The 20,105-nt window shown below is 46.1% G+C and carries 21 protein-coding genes (1 of these 21 running past the window's edge); 12 read left to right on the top strand and 9 right to left on the bottom strand.

The annotated features are described in order from the left end of the window. Positions 1-26 precede the first annotated feature (26 nt). Positions 27-2,507: a sodium-translocating pyrophosphatase gene (locus tag PPHA_RS05785; RefSeq protein WP_012507927.1), complete on the bottom strand. Its 2,481-nt coding sequence runs from the start codon at positions 2,505-2,507 to the stop codon at positions 27-29. Positions 2,508-2,813: 306 nt separating this feature from the next. Here PPHA_RS05785 and pth point away from each other — a divergent pair, with 306 nt between their 5' ends. Further along, positions 2,814-3,386 carry an aminoacyl-tRNA hydrolase gene (pth, locus tag PPHA_RS05780; protein WP_012507926.1) on the top strand — a complete coding sequence of 191 codons (573 nt, stop codon included), beginning with the start codon at positions 2,814-2,816 and terminating at the stop codon, positions 3,384-3,386. Here the strand turns inward: pth and PPHA_RS05775 are convergent. The 3 genes from PPHA_RS05775 to hisC all read right to left on the bottom strand — a co-directional run bounded on the left by PPHA_RS05775 (position 3,383) and on the right by hisC (position 5,889). Beyond that, a complete protein-coding gene (locus PPHA_RS05775; protein WP_012507925.1) occupies positions 3,383-4,213 on the bottom strand; it encodes an alpha/beta fold hydrolase in 831 nt (276 codons plus the stop codon). The genes pth and PPHA_RS05775 overlap by 4 nt on opposite strands. 63 nt (positions 4,214-4,276) lie before the next feature. Then, a complete protein-coding gene (locus PPHA_RS05770; protein ID WP_012507924.1) occupies positions 4,277-4,819 on the bottom strand; it encodes an RNA methyltransferase in 543 nt (180 codons plus the stop codon). A 2-nt stretch (positions 4,820-4,821) separates the two neighbouring features. Then, positions 4,822-5,889 carry a histidinol-phosphate transaminase gene (gene hisC, locus PPHA_RS05765; RefSeq protein WP_012507923.1) on the bottom strand — a complete coding sequence of 356 codons (1,068 nt, stop codon included), beginning with the start codon at positions 5,887-5,889 and terminating at the stop codon, positions 4,822-4,824. A gap of 187 nt (positions 5,890-6,076) precedes the next feature. On the opposite strand from hisC, the gene PPHA_RS05760 reads away from it, so the two are divergent. The 6 genes from PPHA_RS05760 to PPHA_RS15030 all read left to right on the top strand — a co-directional run bounded on the left by PPHA_RS05760 (position 6,077) and on the right by PPHA_RS15030 (position 12,369). Then, positions 6,077-6,517: an RNA polymerase sigma24 factor gene (locus PPHA_RS05760; protein WP_041526724.1), complete on the top strand. Its 441-nt coding sequence runs from the start codon at positions 6,077-6,079 to the stop codon at positions 6,515-6,517. Between the two features lie 367 nt (positions 6,518-6,884). Then, positions 6,885-9,662, top strand: coding sequence for a PAS domain-containing hybrid sensor histidine kinase/response regulator (locus tag PPHA_RS05755; protein WP_012507921.1), 2,778 nt, complete (start codon positions 6,885-6,887; stop codon positions 9,660-9,662). 83 nt (positions 9,663-9,745) lie between these two features. Then, entirely contained in the window at positions 9,746-10,747 is a 1,002-nt protein-coding gene (rfaD, locus tag PPHA_RS05750; protein WP_012507920.1) for an ADP-glyceromanno-heptose 6-epimerase, read from the top strand. 12 nt (positions 10,748-10,759) lie between these two features. Next, complete coding sequence (locus tag PPHA_RS05745) at positions 10,760-11,725, top strand: PhoH family protein (RefSeq protein ID WP_012507919.1); 966 nt, start codon at positions 10,760-10,762, stop codon at positions 11,723-11,725. A 130-nt stretch (positions 11,726-11,855) separates the two neighbouring features. Beyond that, positions 11,856-12,047 (top strand): 4Fe-4S dicluster domain-containing protein, encoded by a 192-nt coding sequence (locus PPHA_RS05740; protein WP_012507918.1) that lies wholly within the window; start codon positions 11,856-11,858, stop codon positions 12,045-12,047. 133 nt (positions 12,048-12,180) lie between these two features. After that, on the top strand, positions 12,181-12,369 hold the full coding sequence (locus PPHA_RS15030; RefSeq protein ID WP_012507917.1) for a 4Fe-4S binding protein: 189 nt from the start codon (positions 12,181-12,183) through the stop codon (positions 12,367-12,369). A gap of 84 nt (positions 12,370-12,453) precedes the next feature. Here the strand turns inward: PPHA_RS15030 and PPHA_RS05735 are convergent, their stop codons facing one another. The 4 genes from PPHA_RS05735 to PPHA_RS05720 all read right to left on the bottom strand — a co-directional run bounded on the left by PPHA_RS05735 (position 12,454) and on the right by PPHA_RS05720 (position 15,214). Continuing rightward, on the bottom strand, positions 12,454-12,762 hold the full coding sequence (locus PPHA_RS05735; RefSeq protein WP_041526723.1) for a Dabb family protein: 309 nt from the start codon (positions 12,760-12,762) through the stop codon (positions 12,454-12,456). A 33-nt stretch (positions 12,763-12,795) separates the two neighbouring features. Next, a complete protein-coding gene (locus PPHA_RS05730) occupies positions 12,796-13,731 on the bottom strand; it encodes a D-alanyl-D-alanine carboxypeptidase family protein (protein WP_397233814.1) in 936 nt (311 codons plus the stop codon). A gap of 347 nt (positions 13,732-14,078) precedes the next feature. After that, positions 14,079-14,705 (bottom strand): LysE family translocator, encoded by a 627-nt coding sequence (locus tag PPHA_RS05725; protein WP_012507914.1) that lies wholly within the window; start codon positions 14,703-14,705, stop codon positions 14,079-14,081. Positions 14,706-14,749: 44 nt separating this feature from the next. Continuing rightward, on the bottom strand, positions 14,750-15,214 hold the full coding sequence (locus PPHA_RS05720) for a hypothetical protein (RefSeq protein ID WP_012507913.1): 465 nt from the start codon (positions 15,212-15,214) through the stop codon (positions 14,750-14,752). Between the two features lie 226 nt (positions 15,215-15,440). On the opposite strand from PPHA_RS05720, the gene chlG reads away from it, so the two are divergent. The 4 genes from chlG (at position 15,441) to PPHA_RS05700 (ending at position 18,567) form a co-directional block, all read left to right on the top strand. Then, positions 15,441-16,442 (top strand): chlorophyll synthase ChlG, encoded by a 1,002-nt coding sequence (chlG, locus tag PPHA_RS05715; RefSeq protein ID WP_012507912.1) that lies wholly within the window; start codon positions 15,441-15,443, stop codon positions 16,440-16,442. After that, positions 16,439-17,068, top strand: coding sequence for a glycosyltransferase family 2 protein (locus tag PPHA_RS05710; RefSeq protein WP_012507911.1), 630 nt, complete (start codon positions 16,439-16,441; stop codon positions 17,066-17,068). The genes chlG and PPHA_RS05710 overlap by 4 nt, the downstream gene beginning before the upstream one ends. A 7-nt stretch (positions 17,069-17,075) precedes the next feature. Continuing rightward, positions 17,076-17,621 carry an LOG family protein gene (locus PPHA_RS05705; protein ID WP_012507910.1) on the top strand — a complete coding sequence of 182 codons (546 nt, stop codon included), beginning with the start codon at positions 17,076-17,078 and terminating at the stop codon, positions 17,619-17,621. Positions 17,622-17,889: 268 nt separating this feature from the next. Beyond that, complete coding sequence (locus PPHA_RS05700) at positions 17,890-18,567, top strand: peroxiredoxin (RefSeq protein WP_012507909.1); 678 nt, start codon at positions 17,890-17,892, stop codon at positions 18,565-18,567. 163 nt (positions 18,568-18,730) lie between these two features. Here the strand turns inward: PPHA_RS05700 and PPHA_RS05695 are convergent, their stop codons facing one another. After that, positions 18,731-19,585 (bottom strand): bifunctional methionine sulfoxide reductase B/A protein, encoded by an 855-nt coding sequence (locus PPHA_RS05695; RefSeq protein ID WP_041526721.1) that lies wholly within the window; start codon positions 19,583-19,585, stop codon positions 18,731-18,733. Between the two features lie 253 nt (positions 19,586-19,838). On the opposite strand from PPHA_RS05695, the gene PPHA_RS05690 reads away from it, so the two are divergent. Next, positions 19,839-20,105 carry the beginning of a thioredoxin domain-containing protein gene (locus PPHA_RS05690; RefSeq protein WP_012507907.1) on the top strand. The gene runs 1,947 nt beyond the window's last position, so the window shows 267 of its 2,214 coding nt (coding positions 1-267); its start codon is at positions 19,839-19,841; its stop codon lies off the right edge, out of view.

Below are 20,105 nucleotides of genomic sequence, written 5' to 3'. Positions count from 1 at the left end.
AAAATGCCTGGTGCAAAAACAACAATTTAGTGTTCGTCGACCTTGATTCTCATGGAGAAGAAGGAGCGATGGACAAAAACCAGCGAAAGCAGGAAGAAAATCGCTGCAAGACTGACGGCAAGCTGCGAAGGAAGCTTGATGGCAAGCTCGATGGCAAGCAGACCGAAAAGCGTGGTGAACTTGATGATCGGGTTCAGAGCAACCGAAGAGGTGTCCTTGAACGGATCGCCGACCGTATCACCGACAATTGATGCATCATGCAACTCGGTACCTTTGGCGTTGAGCTCGGTTTCAACAAGCTTCTTCGCATTGTCCCACGCACCGCCAGCATTGGCCATAAAGATAGCCTGGTAGAGACCGAAAAGAGCAATGGAGATCAGGTAGCCAATAAAGAAGAATGAATCAAGACAGGCAAAGGCAAGCGTCGTGAAAAAGATGGTCAGGAAGATGTTGATCATGCCCTTCTGCGCAAACTTCGTACAGATTTCGACCACCTTCTTGCTGTCCTCAATAGATGCTTTTTCAACGGAGGCATCAAGCTTGATGTTCTTCTTGATGAATTCAACGGCGAAGTAAGCGCCTGTAGTCACCGCATTCATTGAGGCACCGGTAAACCAGTAGATCACCGCGCCACCCATCATAAGACCGAGCAGGAATGGCGGCGACAGAATGGAGAGTTTGGCGATTGCCGAAACATCAGCAAGACCGTTGGTAAGAATCATGATGATTGAGAAGATCATCGTGGTCGAGCCGACCACAGCAGTACCGATAAGCACCGGCTTGGCTGTTGCCTTGAAGGTGTTACCTGCACCATCGTTGGCTTCAAGGTAGCGTTTTGCATTGGTAAAGTCCGGCTTGAAACCAAACTCACTCTCAATCTCTTTGGCCGAAACATTTTCGATCAATGAAAGCTCATAGACCGACTGTGCGTTGTCGGTAACCGGACCGTAGGAGTCAACTGCGATGGTGACCGGGCCCATGCTCAGGAAGCCGAAGGCAACCAGACCGAAAGCAAAAACAGAAGGTGCAAGCATGATCACCTTATCGATGCCAACAGTCAGGAGCCCCTGCGAGGCAATAAGCTCGGGAGTAAGGCCAAGAGTAGTGATGCCAAGGGTGCTGAGGCCATAGGCTGCACCCATAAGGCCGACAATGGCAAGGCCCATCCAGTAAGCGCTGAAGTTACCGGCAACAAGACCTGCGAGAATGTTCAGGGCAGCTCCACCCTCTTTGGTGCACTGCACAACGTTGCGGACGTGGGCACACTCTGTTGAGGTAAAGCGGTTCACCAGTTCAGGAATAAGAGCACCGGCAATGGTTCCGCAGGTGATGATTGATGCGAGCTTCCACCACATGGTGCCATCACCAAGATTGCTGATCAGGTACCAGGATGCGATGTAGGTAAGCACAATCGAGACAACGGAGGTAAGCCACACCAGCGTGATCAGCGGGGTCTCAAAGTTCATCTCGTCGGCATTGCTGAATCTCATTCTGGCAATAGCTGCATTGACCCAGTAGGAGACCGCGCTGGCGAGAATCATCACAAGCCGCATGGCGAATATCCAGACAAGCAACATGACCTGAACTTCAGGTGCCTTGATGGCAAGAAGAATAAAGGAGATGAGGGCAACACCGGTAACACCGTAGGTTTCAAAACCATCAGCCGTAGGTCCAACCGAGTCACCGGCATTGTCACCGGCACAGTCAGCAATAACGCCAGGGTTACGGGCATCATCCTCCTTGATCTTAAAGACAATCTTCATGAGATCGGAACCGATGTCGGCAATCTTGGTGAAGATACCACCAGCAATACGAAGCACCGAAGCACCGAGAGATTCACCGATAGCAAAGCCGATAAAGCAAGGTCCAGCAAAATCGGCAGGAACAAAAAGAAGAATACAAAGCATGACAAACAGCTCAATGCTGATGAGCAGCATACCGATACTCATACCTGCCCGAAGCGGAATGGCATAGGTCGGGAAGGGTTTGCCACCAAGACTGGCAAATGCCGTTCTTGAGTTTGCAAAGGTGTTGATCCTCATGCCGAACCAGGCAACAGTGTAGCTTCCGAGAATACCGATAAGACTTGCAACAAGAATGAAAACAACCTTTATTGTCTCCATGTGGCTCAGCCAGCCGAAGTAGGCGACAATAATGGCACCGATAAGAACCCAGAGAACAAGAATGAATTTGCCCTGCGTAATCAGATAGGTTTTACAGGTTTCGTAGATCAGTTCGCTGATCTCGCGCATTGCATTGTGAACAGGGAGTTTGCGGATACCCATGTACTGTACTACACCGAAGAGCATACCGAAGAGGCAGATAGCAAGACCCCACATCAAAAGGGTGTCACCAGGTATTCCACCAAAAAAAAGACCTGAGTGTAAATCAGGCAGGATCAAATCTGCCTCGCTGGCAAAGGCATTCGGGGCCTGCAGCAACACACCAAGGCCTCCCAGAACTGATACAGCTCTGGCCAACCATGTTACATTGAACGGTTTTTTCATTGTACTTTTTTTTTCATTGTTTTTTTTAATTCAAGAAAAAAAATACTATCAACAGAACCATGACAAGGAACTCTCCTGTCACAAACAGGAAGCTCTAATTTGCAACTTTTTTCATGAATCTCAATAGCTTTTGAAGAACTTCCCAAGCATATCACAAGATTTAACCGGAGAGTATTTCCTGTTTTTAACACTCGAAATGAACGGTTGTTACAGATTTTGCCACTCCTCTCCGTATATTTATCCCGTCCTCTTTGAACTCTTTTGCCTCAATACCGGAACCACCCCTCCGGATTTACTCTTTTTGCTATGAAACTCATTGTGGGTCTCGGAAATCCTGAATCCCGGTACATCGGTACAAGGCACAACATCGGCTTCTCTGCTGTTGAAAAAATTGCTGCCTCTTTCGGGGCAAACTTCAGTAAGGGAAAGGGGAAATCCCTTGAAGCAAAAATCACACACAGAGGAGAGCAGGTCATCATAATTAAACCGATGACCTATATGAACCTCTCAGGGCACGCAGTCGTAGCGGCAATGAATTTTTACAAAATCGTGAGAAATGACATACTGATAATTTGTGATGACCTCAATCTTCCCTCAGGCACCATACGGCTCAGGGCAAAAGGGTCTGCGGGGGGACAGAACGGGCTGAAGCACATTATCGAATCGCTCGGAAGTGAAGAATTTGCCCGTTTGCGGATTGGTATCAGAGTTGACGAAACGTCATTAACCTCTTTTTCCTCTTTTGTACTCGGAAAATTCAGTGAAAATGAAAAGGTGGTCATGGAAAAAATACTGCCGATCACTAGCGATGCCGCTCTTGATTTTACAATCAACGGGATTGAACATGCCATGAACAACTACAACAAGCCTGTAACCTAACAGGCTGCCAAACGTACTACTGATTCTTCAGTCGAGGTGACCGACGACATGCTTTTCAAAAAGTGAATCGCGCGGGAATTAAACTCCTTGGGTTGATCGACATTACAGACATGACCGGAATTTCCGATCACCTCAAGCCACGAATTGGTATGTTTCGTTATGATGTAACGAACAGCAGGAAGAAACATATGATCTTCGTCACCCATAAGGTAGAGCGTAGGAATTGCTGTATCTTTCTCTTCAAAATATTTTAACAGTGGCGTGATCTCATAGGTCAATGTGAACCAGCGCATAAACTCCTTCTGAGCCACCTTCTTGGCTTCATTGACAAAGAGCAACCTTGAGCGTTTATGTCGCTCGCTTGGCATAATAATCCACGCAAAAAAACTGTAAAGCCACATGTAGGGAACGAACCTCTTGAACATGTTTCCAAGGGTAACAAGCACTTTTGCCCGTACATTCAACCTTATGATAGCCCCACCCATAATCATGGAAGTGACCCTGCCGGGAGCAATTTCGCTGAGATTACGAATAATGATGGTTCCGAGTGAAATGCCGATGAAGTGTGCTTTCTGGATATTCAGAGTGTCGAGAACCTCAAGAATATCACGGGTAACATCCCCAAAGTCGTAATAGTGTTTATCTTTGGGAACAACAATGCTTTTCGACTTGCCATGCCCGCGGAGATCAACAAGCAGAACATTAAAATGCCTGATGAACTCTTTTATTTGCATAAACCATATTGAAGAACTGCCTCCAGCCCCGTGAACAAAAACAACCCAGGGAGCTTCCGGATCATCCAACTCATATGTCTTGTAATGAAGCATCGAAAAACGCGGTTATAAGCGATTAGTCTCCAAGTAAACAAAACAAAAACAAAAAACAAAAAGTTACACACTTCTTCTAAAAACATGCACCAACTCAAAAAGAGCAATACCAGCAGCAACCGCGACGTTTAACGAATGCTTGGTCCCGTATTGGGGGATTTCAAGTACATCATCACATGAATCAAGTATCTCATTTTCAAGACCATCCACTTCATTACCGACGACAAGACAGATTGGAAAATCCCCCGCATTCACTGCCGTGTAGGGACGACTTCCCTCCGTAATCTCCAATCCACAAATTCTCACACCCTCTCGCTTCATGCTGCAAACAGCCTCAAGTGGATCGGCATGATACTCCCAAACAACCGTATCCTGTGCTCCCAGAGCTGTTTTGGCGATCTCTTTTCTTGGCGGAGTTGCCGTATAGCCAGAAAGTATAATTTTTTCGATCCTTGCAGCATCAGCCGAACGAAACATCGAACCGACATTCCACATACTGCGAATATTATGGAGCATCAAGACAAGAGGATGCTTTGGCGACTGGCAATAATGCTCCACACTCAGTCGGTTCATCTCAATACCGGATAATTTTCTGAAGCCCTGCATGGCTAAAACTGCCTCAGTTTTGCAATGAGCTGCTGATTTTCATCAACGAGACCAACATTAAATCTCAGGCAGTTTTCCATGAGCCGGTAACCGGAAACATTTCTCACCAAAATACCCTGGCTCTGAAGGTTTTGAAACACGGAACCCGCATCGGAGACTCTGATAATCAAAAAATTAGTATCACTCACAAAAGGCTCAACACCATCAATGGTAAGCATTGCGGTATAGAGCTTTTCCCGTTCATGTAGAATATAGGATACAGCGTCAGTAACAAGAGAGTAATTTGCCAGCACCATTGAAAGTGTTATCTCGGCAAGTCTGCTTGATGCAAAAGGAATTTTCGGTTTGGCGATTTCAGCCATCAGAAGAGGATTGGCAAGCGCAAAACCAATACGAATTCCTGCCAGAGCGATTGCTTTGGACATAGTCCGAAGCACAACAAGATTCGGCAGTTCGTCTATCAGTTCAAGAACAGAGCGTTGCCGTGAGAACTCAATATAGGCCTCATCAACCAGAACGATGGCATCAGAAGATTGTGCAATAAGACGAACCTCTTCAAACGTGAGTGATTTTCCTGTAGGATTGTTCGGTGTGGAGATGACAATAAAATCAACAGCTTCATCATGTGCAGTACGCAGAATTGCCTCCAGATCAAAATCAAGATCAGGAAGCATGGGAACCGTGACAATCTGCGACTGAAGAAGTAGCGCAATTTTTTCGTACAGCGAAAATGAAGGGTCAGGAATCAGCACCTTCCTGCCAGGTCCAAGACAGGCAAGAAATATGGTGTAGAGCATTTCGTTCGATCCGTTGCTCATCATTACGGAATCAGGCGAAATGCCAAGAAAATCCGCATAAACCTGCATTCCCCTGTAGGGAAGAATATCCGGATACCGATTCCAGGGTTCCTTGATAAACTCTCCTGTAATCTCCTCCTTGAGCCACATCGGCACATCAAAAGGACTTTCGTTCTGGTTCAGCTTTATCTCAGCCTGCTGTCCCCCCTCAACCCGATAGGTCGCAATATTCTGTAATGCCGGATTAAGAAGGTACTGTATATCTCTCTTCATATTACCACTGTATGTTGTTGTTCGAAAACGGCCAAACCGACAGAGCAAACCCATTAATGCCGAAAGCCACCTTATTATCCTTAAAAAACATCTTTTTCAAACAATTCTTGAAATAAATCTGGATAATCCTCATTTTTTTTATAAATTAAAATAGGACAAATTAAATCCAATTATAATGGGGTCAGACATGAAAAAGATGAAAAAGAGTGCTCTTGATCTTCTCGATAATATATACTCTCTTGCATACTGGATGACGGGAAGCGAGGATGTATCAAGCGACCTGGTTTACTGTACTTACCTCTCTGCAAGTATGGAAAGCGAGGAAAGAGTTTTGCTCAAAAGCTTCCGTGAATGTTACGTAAACCGCTTTGGTCAATACACTGATTTCTGTACAGGTGAAAAGAGCGACCAGTGCCATCTGCAACCTCTCGATTCATTGATTCCTTGGGCAGCAGATATGAAACTCTCCGTTCTGTTGAGCGAAATATCTGGTCTGAAACATCTTCAGATAGCAGAGATTGTTGGAAAGCCAGTTGAAACCGTAAGACTGTGGCTGTTATGGGGAAGGAAAATCTTGTCTCTGGCAAATCAAAATCCAGTGGTTTTAGGGCACCTAAAGGCAAGTTAACGACAGGATACAGTACTAATAATAAGATTTTACAAAGTTGTCGTACTGAATCGGGAGATACCATTCAGCACGACAACTTCCTCCACATGACACCCAGCAATCATACCTCCAAGGCACAAACTCAATCCAGATCGATTTCATGAAAGAAATTGCATGGAGAGATGTATTCGTTATACTCAGGGGGGTTTTTTTATTTATTTTTCAGCAAGTTCAGTTGCTCCATGCAAAACTCATGGCTCAGCGAGGAGATCATGACCGGAATGAAGCAATAACTTGACCTGATTATTTTGGTACGAACTGAAAAAGCAATGATTTTCAGAAAGAAGATCTAACCTTCATGCAGAACAATAAGATAACTGAGGCCTGAATGACTGTAGAACCTTACCAGAGAGCCACTCCTGCGTGGTTTGAATCTTTTCCCGAATCTGTGCTTATCATTGATACTGAGGGTACCATTCTTGACGCCAACGAAACCTTTGCTTCCCGCTTTCAAAAAAGAGTGCACGAGTGCATCGGCACCAATATGTACAGCTTGCTGGCTCCTGAACTTGCATCACGAAGAAAAGAAAAAGCCGACGAGGCCATCTGCACAGCCAGGCAAATATCCTGGGAGGATGAACGAAACAACCGAATCCTGCGCAACACCATCTATCCAACCCTTTCATCAGAAGGACAAGTCACTCAACTGTTAATTATTATCCAGGATGTGACTGAGCTGAAGTTAAGAGAGCTGAGTCTGAAAAATGAGCAGACCTTCAGTAAAACCATTATCGACACCATTCCAGGCACCTTTTACATTCTGGATGCCAACGGACAATATGTAGGATGGAATTCGTATCAGCGTGAACAAATTGCCGGAAAAACTGAACAAGAGATGGGGAGTTTTCATGCCATTGAGACCATTCATCCCGACGATCAGCATGTTGTCGCAGAAAGCATGCGGGACATTCTCACCCTTGGTACTGAAGTAACCGGGGAAGGACGGGTACTCTTGCGGGGAGGGCCGGAGTATCGCTGGCTCATCATGACCGGAAAGCGCTTCATCATCGATGATAAGCCATTCATTGTCGGAATGGGTATTGACATTACCGAACGCAAACAAACAGAAAAAGCGTTACAGGAAAACGAGGAACGATTCCGGAAGCTTTTTGAAAGCCATTCAGCCATTCAGCTTATTCTGGATCCTGATAACGGCAATATCGTTGATGCCAATCAAGCGGCTGAGGACTTTTATGGCTGGTCAATTGAAGAACTCAAAAAGATGCATCTCCATGATATCAATGCTCTCCCTGCCGATGAGGTAAACAAGATCATGAAAAAATGGCTGGCATCAAAACAACTCAATTTTTCATTTCGTCACCTCAGAGCGAACGGTTCCATCCGTGATGTAGAGATATTCGCCAATAAAATCGAGATAACGGGCAAAGCTTTTATCTACTGTATTATTCACGATATCAATCAACGCAAGCACTTTGAAGCCCTCTCGGCATTTCGCCTGCACCTGATCGAAATGGCTGAGACCCAATCTGTGGAAACATTACTTCTGACTGCCATCAACGAAGCTGAACGACAGACAAACAGTGCCTTGGGGTTTTGTCACTTTATCGAAAATATTACCCCATCCCGCACGATACAGGTCATGTCGTCCAACATGCAAAAAAATAAACACATTGTCAGCGAGGTTGGCCAATCACATCATCCTTCAGTGAATAATGCCGAGTTCTGGGCTGATATCATGCGGGAAAAAAAAGCTGTAATTAACAATAGTTACGATCGCAATAAATATCAGGATAATCTTCCGCAATCCCACCCTGTTATCAGACGAACGCTGGTTGTTCCCATGCTGCAAGGAGATCGGATCATTGCCATTTTGGTAGTTGTCAATAAACCATCCGATTATGATGACGATGATATCCGTTGGGTCACCATGCTTGCAAGCATCGCATGGGACATCGTTGCCAAAAAGCTTGTCGACGAGGAGCGGGAAAAATTGCAATGCCAGCTTCAGCAATTCCAAAAAATGGAGGTGGTGGGACAGCTTGCCGGAGGTATTGCCCACGATTTCAACAACATGATGGCTGTGATTCTTGGACATACCGAAATGACCATGGAACTTCTTGAACCCGCCTTGCCGATTTATGCCAATCTGGAGATCATCCACAAAGCGGCCTCACACTCTGCCGATCTGACCCATCAACTTCTCGCATTTGCCCGAAAGCAAACCGTGATGTCAAAAATTCTCAAAATAAACAGTGTCGTCGAGGAGATGCTGCCAATGTTAAGGCGCTTGATCGGCGAGAATATTTCGCTGGTCTGGATACCCGAAAAAAGGCCCATTAAAGTCAAGATCGATCCCGCACAAATCGACCAGATTCTTGCCAACCTCTGCATCAATGCACGCCATGCCATCGCTGGTTCAGGCAAAATCACCATTGAAACCTCTCTGGTAACCATTGACCAAACTGATGGTACTACCATTCCTCCTTACCTTGCACCCGGTGACTATGTAACGCTTGCCGTCAGCGATAATGGCTCCGGTATTGAAAAAAAGGATCTGCCCCATATTTTCGAACCATTCTTTACCACAAAAGAGGTGGGAAAAGGCACCGGAATGGGACTTTCTACAGTATATGGCATTGTAAAACAGAACAACGGTTCTATCGAATGTGAAAGCAATCCAGGTAAGGGAACATGCTTCAGAATCTCTTTTCCCCTCTTTAATGACTCTGCTGATCCCGTTGAAAGTGAACAACAGGCTGAACCGGAAAAAAAGAGAGGCACAGAAACAATACTCATAGTCGAAGATGAGCCTGATATACTGAAACTCTGCAAGCTCATGCTTGAAAGCAGGGGATACAAGGTACTCCCAACCACGACCCCCAGTGATGCAATCAAGATGATAAAGCAATATAAAGGCAACATAAACCTGCTTCTGACCGATGTGATTATGCCTGAAATGAACGGCAATGAACTCTCCAGAAAACTGCAGTCAATCAGACCAGATCTGAAAACACTCTTTATGTCAGGGTATGCAACAGACATTGTTTCTAATCACAAAATGATCGATACCGGGACACATTTCATTCAAAAACCATTTTCTTTAAATGCGCTCATAAAAGCGGTACGTGAGTCACTGAACCATTAACTTTAAGATTATCTTTTGTTTTTGTATTTGTACCCACCTCTTTATATTCGATGCTACCGCATCAAATCTATATTTTATTTTCCATGATTGTTATCACTGGCGGCGCAGGATTTATTGGAAGCGCCATGCTTTGGGAGCTCAACAGAAGAGGTGAAGAGAATGTCATCATTGTCGATGATCTTGGGTTCACAACCACAGAAAAATGGCGCAATCTTTCCGGACTTCATTTTGCCGATTTTATTCCCATAGAGCTTTTTCCCGGCCTGCTCGAAAGAAATGCACTCGAAGGGATCTCGGCTATCATCCATATGGGCGCGAATAGTTCGACAACAGAAACCGATGCCGACCATCTTCTTGCCAACAATTTCGGCTACTCAAAAAAAATTGCTTCGTTCTGCATGCAGCATGAAGTACGACTTATCTATGCATCAAGCGCAGCAACCTATGGTGACGGATCGAACGGATACAGTGATGCCATTGAAGGGATGGCTGCACTCCGACCACTGAATATGTATGGATACTCCAAACAGCTCTTTGACCACTGGGCAGTGAAGCACCATATCCTCAATCATGCCGCTGGTCTGAAATTCTTCAATGTCTACGGCCCAAACGAATATCACAAGGGAGATATGAGCAGTGTCGTCTATAAGGCGTTTCATCAGATAGGCGAACATGGGGTATTGAATCTCTTTCAATCGCACAGGCCAGACTACCGTGATGGTGAACAATCAAGGGATTTCGTCTACATCAAAGATTGTACCCGAATTATGGCATGGATGCTTGAAACCCCTTCAGCAACCGGACTCTTCAATATCGGCTGCGGAACACCAAGAAGCTTCAATGACCTTGCGGCTGCAACGTTCTCCGCGCTTGATCGTCAAATCCTCATCAACTACACACCCATGCCGGAGAGCCTTCGTGATAAATATCAGTACTACACCTGCGCGGATATCACTCGGCTGCGAGAGGCAGGATTCAGCGAAACGCTCACCTCAATCGAGGATGGTATTAGAGAATATGTGCAACACTACCTCGCATCTGCCAATCCATATTTTGACTACACAAAGCCCACTTCCAATGCATAACCCCCTGTTATTTTGACCATAGAAAAAACCATTGAAATTCAGGGCATTGAACCGCTCATTCTTTTTGGACCCTACGATTCCCTCCTGAAAAAAATTCGTAATGAGTTTTCCGATATACAGATCACTGCACGGGGAACACAGATTACTCTTCGAGGAAGAGACGAAGAGGTTGCCCTGCTGGAACGGATTTTCAGTGAGATGATTTTGCTCGCCAATAAACATGGCGAAGTGCTCGACACTGATCTGAACGCACTGATCAATCTTGCGCTCTCACCTGCTCATACCCTGAAAGCAGCTCATCATGGCGATGAAGATATTATCATCACAACAACAGATTCTACCGTCAGGGCAAAAACAGATGGCCAGCGGCGAATGGTGGCTGAGGCAAAAAACAACGACATTCTTTTTGCCATCGGCCCTGCAGGTACAGGAAAAACCTACACTGCAGTTGCCATTGCTGTCGCTGCATGGAAAGCCAAAAGAGTCAAACGCATTGTGCTTGCACGACCGGCCGTAGAGGCCGGTGAAAGCCTTGGGTTTCTACCCGGCGACCTGGCTCAGAAAATAGACCCCTACCTTCGCCCCCTCTATGATGCTCTTCAGGAGATGCTCACTGCCGAAAAGCTGAAACTTCTCATAGAACAGCGCGTTATCGAGATTGTTCCACTCGCCTATATGCGAGGAAGAACAATGAGCAACGCTTTCATCATTCTCGATGAAGCTCAAAATGCATCAAATACACAGATGAAAATGTGTCTCACAAGACTTGGGCTGAATTCAAAGGCGATCATTACCGGTGATGTCACCCAGATCGACCTGCCAAAGGAGATAAATTCAGGGCTCATCAGTTCACCCGAAATCCTGAACAATATCAAGGGAATCAGCTTTGTCTATCTGGATAAGAGTGATGTTGTCCGCCACAAGCTCGTGCGCGATATCATCAATGCCTACGAAATCCACGAACAAAAAAAGCCCTGACAGACACAACAGCAGAACTTTATTTTCACTTCTCAGGTTAACAGGTTAAACTATTGCGTGAAAACAGATGAAATCATCAATTATGGCAACAAAGAAAAACAATCTTCCATAAATCCTGAATGAGAGAACCATGGCACATCGAATTACTGATACCTGCACCTATTGCGGAGCATGCGAGCCGGAATGTCCGGTAAACGCCATTACCCCCGGCGAAGACATCTATGTCGTTGATGAAGCAGTGTGTACAGATTGCAAAGGCTATTATGATGAAGCTGCATGTGTTGCGGTCTGCCCGGTTGATGGCTGCATCATCATGGTCTGATTATTGTGCCGCACAAATAACCTTAAGTGATGCTCCATTTTTTTTTGAGCTAAAAAAAAATCTTATATTGAACGAAATTATCCAGAATCGTTCTTTCCTTTTTTTTTACAACCATTTAAGTTAGGAAATCACTATGGCACTTTACATTACTGAAGAATGCACTTACTGCGGAGCCTGTGAACCAGAATGCCCGGTCAACGCAATTGTTGCTGGCGACGATATCTACTCTATCGACGCAAGTACCTGTACCGAATGCGCAGGATACGCTGACTCCCCAGCCTGCTCTGCTGTCTGCCCGGCAGAATGCATCGTTCAGGGATAAGCAATAAGAATAAGAACGCCATAAAGAAGCGGAGAACGGGAAAACATCCGCTTCTTTATCGGTTTTATATCGGCACCTTCGGTTTTACACCGACACCTCGTAATCAGCAATCCTGCGTTCTATACTGACACTGCCGATAAAGGGCTTTATTGCTTCATGTTCCGGATTTATCTGATAGGCTTCGAGGGCTTCACGGTCAACAAATTCACTGTACAGCACAATATCGCAAGAGCTATCGCTCCGACTGAAATCGACTCCCACCTCAAGAGCCATCATCCCGGGAATCCTTCCCCTTAATGCGGTAAGTTTCTCCCTGACAAGATGAGCATTGGTTTGCCTATCATGACCCTGCTCAAACTCCTTAAGCCGCCACATAACGATATGCTTGATCATTTTTTTCTCTGTCTGGTATGGTTGCATTACTGTTCAAGAACTCGCATCATCATGAGCGACATGACACCCAACCACCGATGCATAGGAACGCGCCACTCTCTTTCTGTTTTTTTTGAGCGATTTTGCTGAAACAACCCCTCGATTTTTCAGCTTATGACCTTGTTTCGCCCCATTCGTCACCTTTTTTTTCATCTGATATCTGGACTTCGACATACTATACACTCCTTGACCAACCCTTGATACACCGGAATTTCTCCGATTCGATTGACGCAGCCAGTCAGCATTCGGTCGGTTGATTGCAAAAACCGAGTCAAAAATATCAGCGGCAATAGTCCATCGATCTGTTTTCGCATTCAGCATCACCAGAAGAATATCACGGTTATCCTTGATCGCTCTGGCAATCAGGCACCTTCCAGCCGTCGAAGTATAACCAGTTTTAATACCAACAGCATAAGGATATTTATCAAGAAGCTTGTTATGGGTTTTCAGGGAATAAACCTTGCGCGTTGTCTGCTCCGTAAAAACAACCTGTTCAAGCCGGGCGATCTGGTTAAAAACAGGATTTTTAACTGCATATTCCGTAAGATGTAAAAGATCCTCTGCCGTAGAACTATTGCCAGCGTAGAGAGCTTTATCAAAACCGGCAGGGTTGGTGAACCTGGAATTTCTCATTCCAATCCGTTGTGCCCTGTAGTTCATTGCCGCTACAAATGATTCAACATCGCCGGAAAGATGTATGGCTATGGCAAATGCAGCATCATTGCTTGAGTTGACCATCGCCGCCTTGACCAGATCGATAAGCCTGATTTTCTCACCCGGTTTAAACCCCGCTTTTGAGGGTTCAACAAGGGTCGACTCTTTGGTAATCAGCACATCCTCTTCCAGTCGACCACTTTCAATTGCCATGATACAAGTCAGTATCTTGGTAAGACTTGCCGGGGAAACGGATTTCTCTATATCCTTTGCCATCAGGAATTTAGACCCACCTCGCTCCTTTACGATATATGAGTTTATTGGAAACGGTGAGCGCAACGAATCATCACCTGTTTGTGCAAGCAAAAAAAGAGGAGTGATCGTAACGGCTATGACAAAAAAAACAACGAAACACGTTATCTGTCGGAATAGTGACAGGGGAGGCTTCCTGTAGATACAGAAGGCCCGTTTCCGTGAACGGAAAATCGCAGATATCAGGATCTGGTCTGGCATTGGTCTGGTAGAGTGTTCTTTTGGTTTCAAGCGAGGGTAAAACAAACATCGCTTCATTGTACATATTTCCATCATAAATAACGAATTCCTGCAAGACAAAAGATATTGCTTTATCGTTCCGAAACTGCCAGCTTAATGGCAAGAGCAATAAATACGAAAGCGGCTACCCTGTTAACTGTTTTTTGAGCAGAAACTGCATTGCGAAACTTGTCGCCGAACCCACCGGCAAAAAAGCTGATAACACCGAAAACAAGGATAGTTGCCATAATAAAAACAGCTCCAAGCTGGAAAAACTGCCCCCTCATGGAGCCATAACGTGGATCGGCAAACTGTGGCAAAAACGCCATAAAAAAGAGCGATACCTTGGGATTGCTCAAGTTCATGACAATCCCCCGGCGATAGAGCGCCCCCATTGAGTAAGCCTGAACCGGCTCCCCCTGCCCGGTTAACGCCGCTGCCCTGAGTGCCTGCCATGCAAGATAAAGCAGATATGCCGCACCCACACCTTTCAGAATGGTGAATGCGAGCGCCGACGAATGCACGATGGCCGCAAGACCAAAAGCAACAGCAACCGTATGTCCAATCAGCCCTGTTGCAAGACCGAGTGTTACAAAAAGCCCGGCTCTACGCCCATTCTGGGCCGACTGCGCCAAAACAAAAAGGTTGTCGGGGCCGGGAGAGAGCGCAAGAATTACTGACGTCGTAAAAAACGCAAGCAGCACGTTACTATCGATCATGAAACACGTTCATTTTCACGGTTGGTAATGAGTACTTCCCTTTCTCATGCCGGTTTGGAAGCCTGCCTTGACTGGGATGACAGTTTTCCTCCGTAGTGACCGAGCAGCGTCACAACAGGCAACATGGAAAAAAGAAGCGCAAGATAGAGCCAGTGTTCAATACCCTGACCGGTCATCACCTCGGGAATGGTAAGCCTGATAGCAACAGCAGATGCACACAAAAGAAAAAGCAGAGCGGATAACCTTATTTTTTTGATAAACACAGGCGCTTTCGCCCCCCGATATTTCTTCTTCCAGTCATGAACGCCTGAAAAAAAAGATACCGGAACAGCCATCAGAACAATGACAATAAGATGTTCGACGGTATGCTCGAAATAGATACTCCCGGTTGAAAGGGTCAACAACAGATAAAGCACCGCAACAGGAATCAGCCCATTACTGAAATGGGCTGCAATGGCATGAAACAGAAAGGTTTTCTTCATCTCCTCAAGCAAACTGCGACCAGCCATAACACACCTCTCCTCTTTAGCACAATGAGTTGAAAACAGGAACAGATTTTTGCAACCATGAATAACAACGTAAGTTCCTCTCTGTTTTGTCAGTTTAAAAAAAATCTTCATGATATTTCAGGATATTGCACACAGAAGAGTGCTCTTTTGCAACAGATGATTCCTTTCTTCCGTTTAACCTGTTATTTTCACTCTGTCAGCATTTCTCAAACCTAAGTCTGTACGTGTGAGTGATTTTCGTGCCAAAAAGAGTTCAGAGCCTCAGTTGCCTGATCGGAGCGAGTTCAAAACGCCCTTGAGTGTCCGTAAACTGGTTGATGCCCGGCCAATGCCCGCTGAGAACATCTCAAAACTTGCACTGATCATTCGATTCCTTAAACCGGTCACATGGATTCCTGTCATGTGGAGCTTTCTCTGCGGAGCCGTAGCAAGCGGAGCCTTTGGATGGAAGGAGGTGATCAGCATAAAGTTTCTCCTCGCCATGCTGCTGACCGGTCCTCTGGCAAGTGGAACCTGTCAGATGCTGAATGACTATTTTGACCGTGATCTTGATGAAATCAACGAACCAAACCGCCCTATACCCGGCGGCGCCATCTCACTCAGAAATGCCACCATCCTGATTGCCCTATGGTCGGTCTTTTCGGTTATCACAGGTTATCTGATCCATCCGCTCATCGGTTTTTACGTCGTCATCGGCATTATTAATGCGCATCTCTACAGCGCAAACCCCATCAAACTCAAAAAAAGGCTCTGGGCAGGCAATATCATTGTTGCCGTCTCCTACCTTATCATACCCTGGATAGCCGGAGAGATCGCCTACAACCCCTCCTTTACCCTCTCATCGCTTCAGCCATCGTTGATCGTTGCCGGACTTTTCACCCTCTCAAGCACCGGCACCATGACCATCAACGACTTCAAATCAATTGAGGGTGACAGGATGGTAGGCATCAGAACGCTCCCCGTTGTCTTCGGAGAAACCCATGCTGCACTGATTGCCGCAGTGCTCATCAATGCCGGCCAGCTCCTTGCATCAGGCTATATGTTCCTGATTGGTCAAACTACCTGCGGAATCATTGTCGGCGCACTCGTCGTCCCGCAATTCTACCTGCAGTTTGCTCTCGTAAAATCACCAGCAACAATGGATGTACGCTATAATGCCATTGCGCAGAACTTTCTGGTCGCCGGTATGCTGGTCTGCGCCTTTGCCATCAGAGCTGCAAGACCATGAAAGGCATCTCCAGACCCGACATTTCGATTATCATGCCCACCTTCAACCGGGCAAATCATCTTGAATGTGCTATACACAGCGTTCTTGCCCAATCCTTCAGTAACTGGGAACTGATTATTGTCGATGACGGCAGCAATGACAACACCTTCGAAAAGCTTGACCCATTCATTCTCAAATTTCCCAATATCCGGTACATGAAACAGAGCAACCGGAAAGCTGCACTCGCTCGAAACACAGGAATTCAGGCCTCTTTCGGCCGCTACATCACCTTTCTTGACAGTGACGACCACTATCTGAAAAACCATCTCGAAACGCGGATCACCCTCATCGAAGAGATGCAGGATGTTTCCATGCTCTCGGGAGGATTTCTCTGCGATGAAACCATCACGGTCAAAGACTGTTATCATCCTGACTCTCTTGTCGGTATCAGGGAGTGCATCCTTTGTGGTACCCTCTTCGGAAAAAGAGAGCTCTTTTTTGCGCTCGACGGATTCAGCGACATGGAGTACGCTGAAGATACCGATCTATGGGAAAGAGCTTCCAGGCTCTTTTCTTTAAAAAAGATAGAAGAGCCGAAAACCTATGTCTACCAACGAGCCAGCGACAGTATCACCCTTAACCGTTAACTACACCATGATCTCATCTGTAACCGTCTACTGCAGTTCAAGCAACCTCGCCCCTCGCGACTATTTTACCGCTGCCTCAGACCTTGGCCGTGCATTTGCCAAACGGGGTATCGGCCTTGTATTCGGGGGTGGACGGGTCGGACTGATGGGTTGCATCGCCGATGCCGTAATGGAGGGGGGTGGAACGGTCAAAGGGATCATTCCCCGCTTTCTTGAAGAACGGGAGGTTGCCCATTACGGCCTCACCGAACTGCATGTGGTTGAAACCATGCACGAGCGGAAAATGAAACTCGCCGAATGGGGAGATGCCTACCTTGTTCTGCCCGGCGGATTCGGCACTCTCGACGAGCTGGTTGAGGTGATCACCTGGAAACATCTTGGCCACCATAACAAACCCATCATCCTGCTGAACCTCAATGGCTTCTGGAATCCGCTGCTGCTCTTTTTCGACCGTATTGCCGCCGAGCATATGGTCAGTGAAGAACATGGCAGCTACTACTCAGTCTGCAACACCATTCTGGAGGTGCTTGAGTTGCTGCAAGAGCAGGCGTAAGGGAGAGTTCAGTATGCAACATAATATTTCTTCAACGTAACAGATGGTAAATATACTGATAACATGATTACGAGATCGACCGGATCAACCGGATCAACCCGCAATCACCTCCCTGATTCAAATAAAACTTTTTATAATAAATCACTGTTAAATTGAGATATACCGGAACGTGCAGGAGGGGTATCTGTTCTTAATCGAAATCTTGTTGTGACCTTGTTTGTGTTATCTGGTGAAAATTATAACCGTCTAACTTTAAAGGAGTTTTGCCATGTCGGATCTTTATGATGAACAGCCCTTTTATTCTGAGCTCAATATGCCATTGCTTGGAGATGATTTCCCTGAGCTACATGTCCAAACCACTCACGGGCCGATGAACATACCAGCAGATCTGGAAGGATCGTGGTTTGTTCTCTTCAGCCACCCGGCTGACTTTACCCCTGTCTGCACAACAGAGTTTCTTGGTTTTCAGGAGAGAATGGCTGATTTTGAAAAGCTTGGATGCAAACTTATTGGCATGTCGATAGACCAGATTTTTTCACACATCAAGTGGATAGAGTGGATCAAGGATAACATGAATATCGAGATCACCTTTCCGATTGTAGCTGCCAACGACAAAATTGCTATGCAACTCGGCATGTTGCACCCTGGAAAAGGATCCAATACCGTTCGTGCAGTCTTTATTGGGGATCCAAAAGGCAAGGTGCGGCTCATCCTCTATTACCCGCAAGAAATAGGTCGCAACATCGATGAAGTGGTTCGCGCCGTCAAAGCACTGCAGATTGCCGACAACAAAAAAGTTGCCATTCCGGCAAACTGGCCAACCAACTCATTGCTGAAAGATCAGGTGATCATTCCGCCCGCCAACAACATTGAAGACGCAAAGAAACGCACTGGAATGAAGAATTGCTACGACTGGTGGTTCTGCTACAAGCCACTGGAAGAGTGAGCTTTTTCGACAACTATAAAAAAAAGCAGGGCTCGAGATAACTTTTAGCCCTGCTTTTTTTATTACTCAAAATGGTTATACCCGCCTTCATCCCTGCCAGCAGCACTATGATTGACCGTTTTTACTCTTGACCAAACCACTTTTATACACTGCCACTTCGCAACTAAAAGCGCTTCTGATAGATATGACAGTAGGGCTCATGACCATTTTTTTCATAATAATCCTGATGATACTCCTCGGCAGGCCAGAATGTTCCTGCCTTTTCAACCGTTGTCACAACCTTGTATCCTTTGGCCCTCAGCTCACCAATAAGCTTTTCAGTCACTTTTTTCTGCTCCTCATCGGTATAAAAAACGGCTGACCGATACTGCGTACCCCGGTCAGGGCCCTGCCGGTTCAGTTCGGTCGGATCGTGAATCTCAAAAAAGAGTTTTGCGAGCGTTTCATAGCTGACCAGGGCCGGATCATATGCTATCTCCACAGCTTCGGCATGTCCCGTTCTACCGGTACAGACCTGTTTATAGGAGGGGTTATCAATCAGACCGCCGGTATAGCCTGATTTGGCGGAAAGAACCCCTTTCAGCTTATTGAAATGGTACTCAACACCCCAGAAACATCCTCCCGCAAAGATCGCCTTTTGTGTTACCGACGCAGCTTTTGCTTCCGGCAGAAAGCCGAGGGATATGGAATTAACGCAGTGACGAACATTTTTTGCCGTTATCTCCTCCCCGAAAAAAACATGACCAAGATGAGCCCCGCAGTTGGCACAAACTATTTCCGTGCGACGCCCGTCCGCATCAGGAAGCTGTTTGACTGCACCTTCAAGAGCATCATCAAAGCTCGGCCAACCGGTGCCCGATTCAAACTTGTCCGTAGAGCGAAATAATGGCGCGTCACAGCGCCTGCAGAGATAAGTGCCCCTCTCCTTGCTCTCGGAGTACTTTCCCGTAAATGCTCTTTCCGTTCCCTTATAAACAATCACCCTCTCCTCTTCGGGCGTCAACTCATTAAAATGCATACCTTTCTCCAGTTGAACAGTTGAACGAGGCTCCTCCGGCAAAGGCGACAGACCATTATTGCCTGCACATCCACAAAAAAGAAGAAGAGCAGGCAAAAGAAAAGCCGCAACGGCTATCCCCTTCCCCCTCAAAGCGCTTTTCATTATCCTGACAAGCATCATTAACCATTGTTAATTATTGTAACTCAACCTTTATAGAACAGGCTGAGTTCACAGATGGTTTCAATTCTCAAGAACTTTCAACCATCCATTGATGGTTATCTATCGATATATTGTTCACCATGCTACCAACACCCGACCAATGACCTCACCAGAAAACAAGCCAAACAGCCTGATAGCAGAAAAAAGTCCCTACCTCCTGCAACACGCACTGAACCCCGTTGCGTGGCTTGCATGGGGGGAGGAGGCTTTTAAAAAAGCAAGAGGGGAAAACAAGCCCATCTTCCTGTCGGTGGGCTATTCCACCTGCCACTGGTGCCATGTCATGGAAGATGAATCATTTGAAAACCCTGAAATTGCC

It is taken from the genome of Pelodictyon phaeoclathratiforme BU-1, assembly GCF_000020645.1.
GTDB lineage: Bacteria > Bacteroidota > Chlorobiia > Chlorobiales > Chlorobiaceae > Chlorobium > Chlorobium phaeoclathratiforme.
This window is presented reverse-complemented; position numbering and strand designations above follow the sequence as displayed.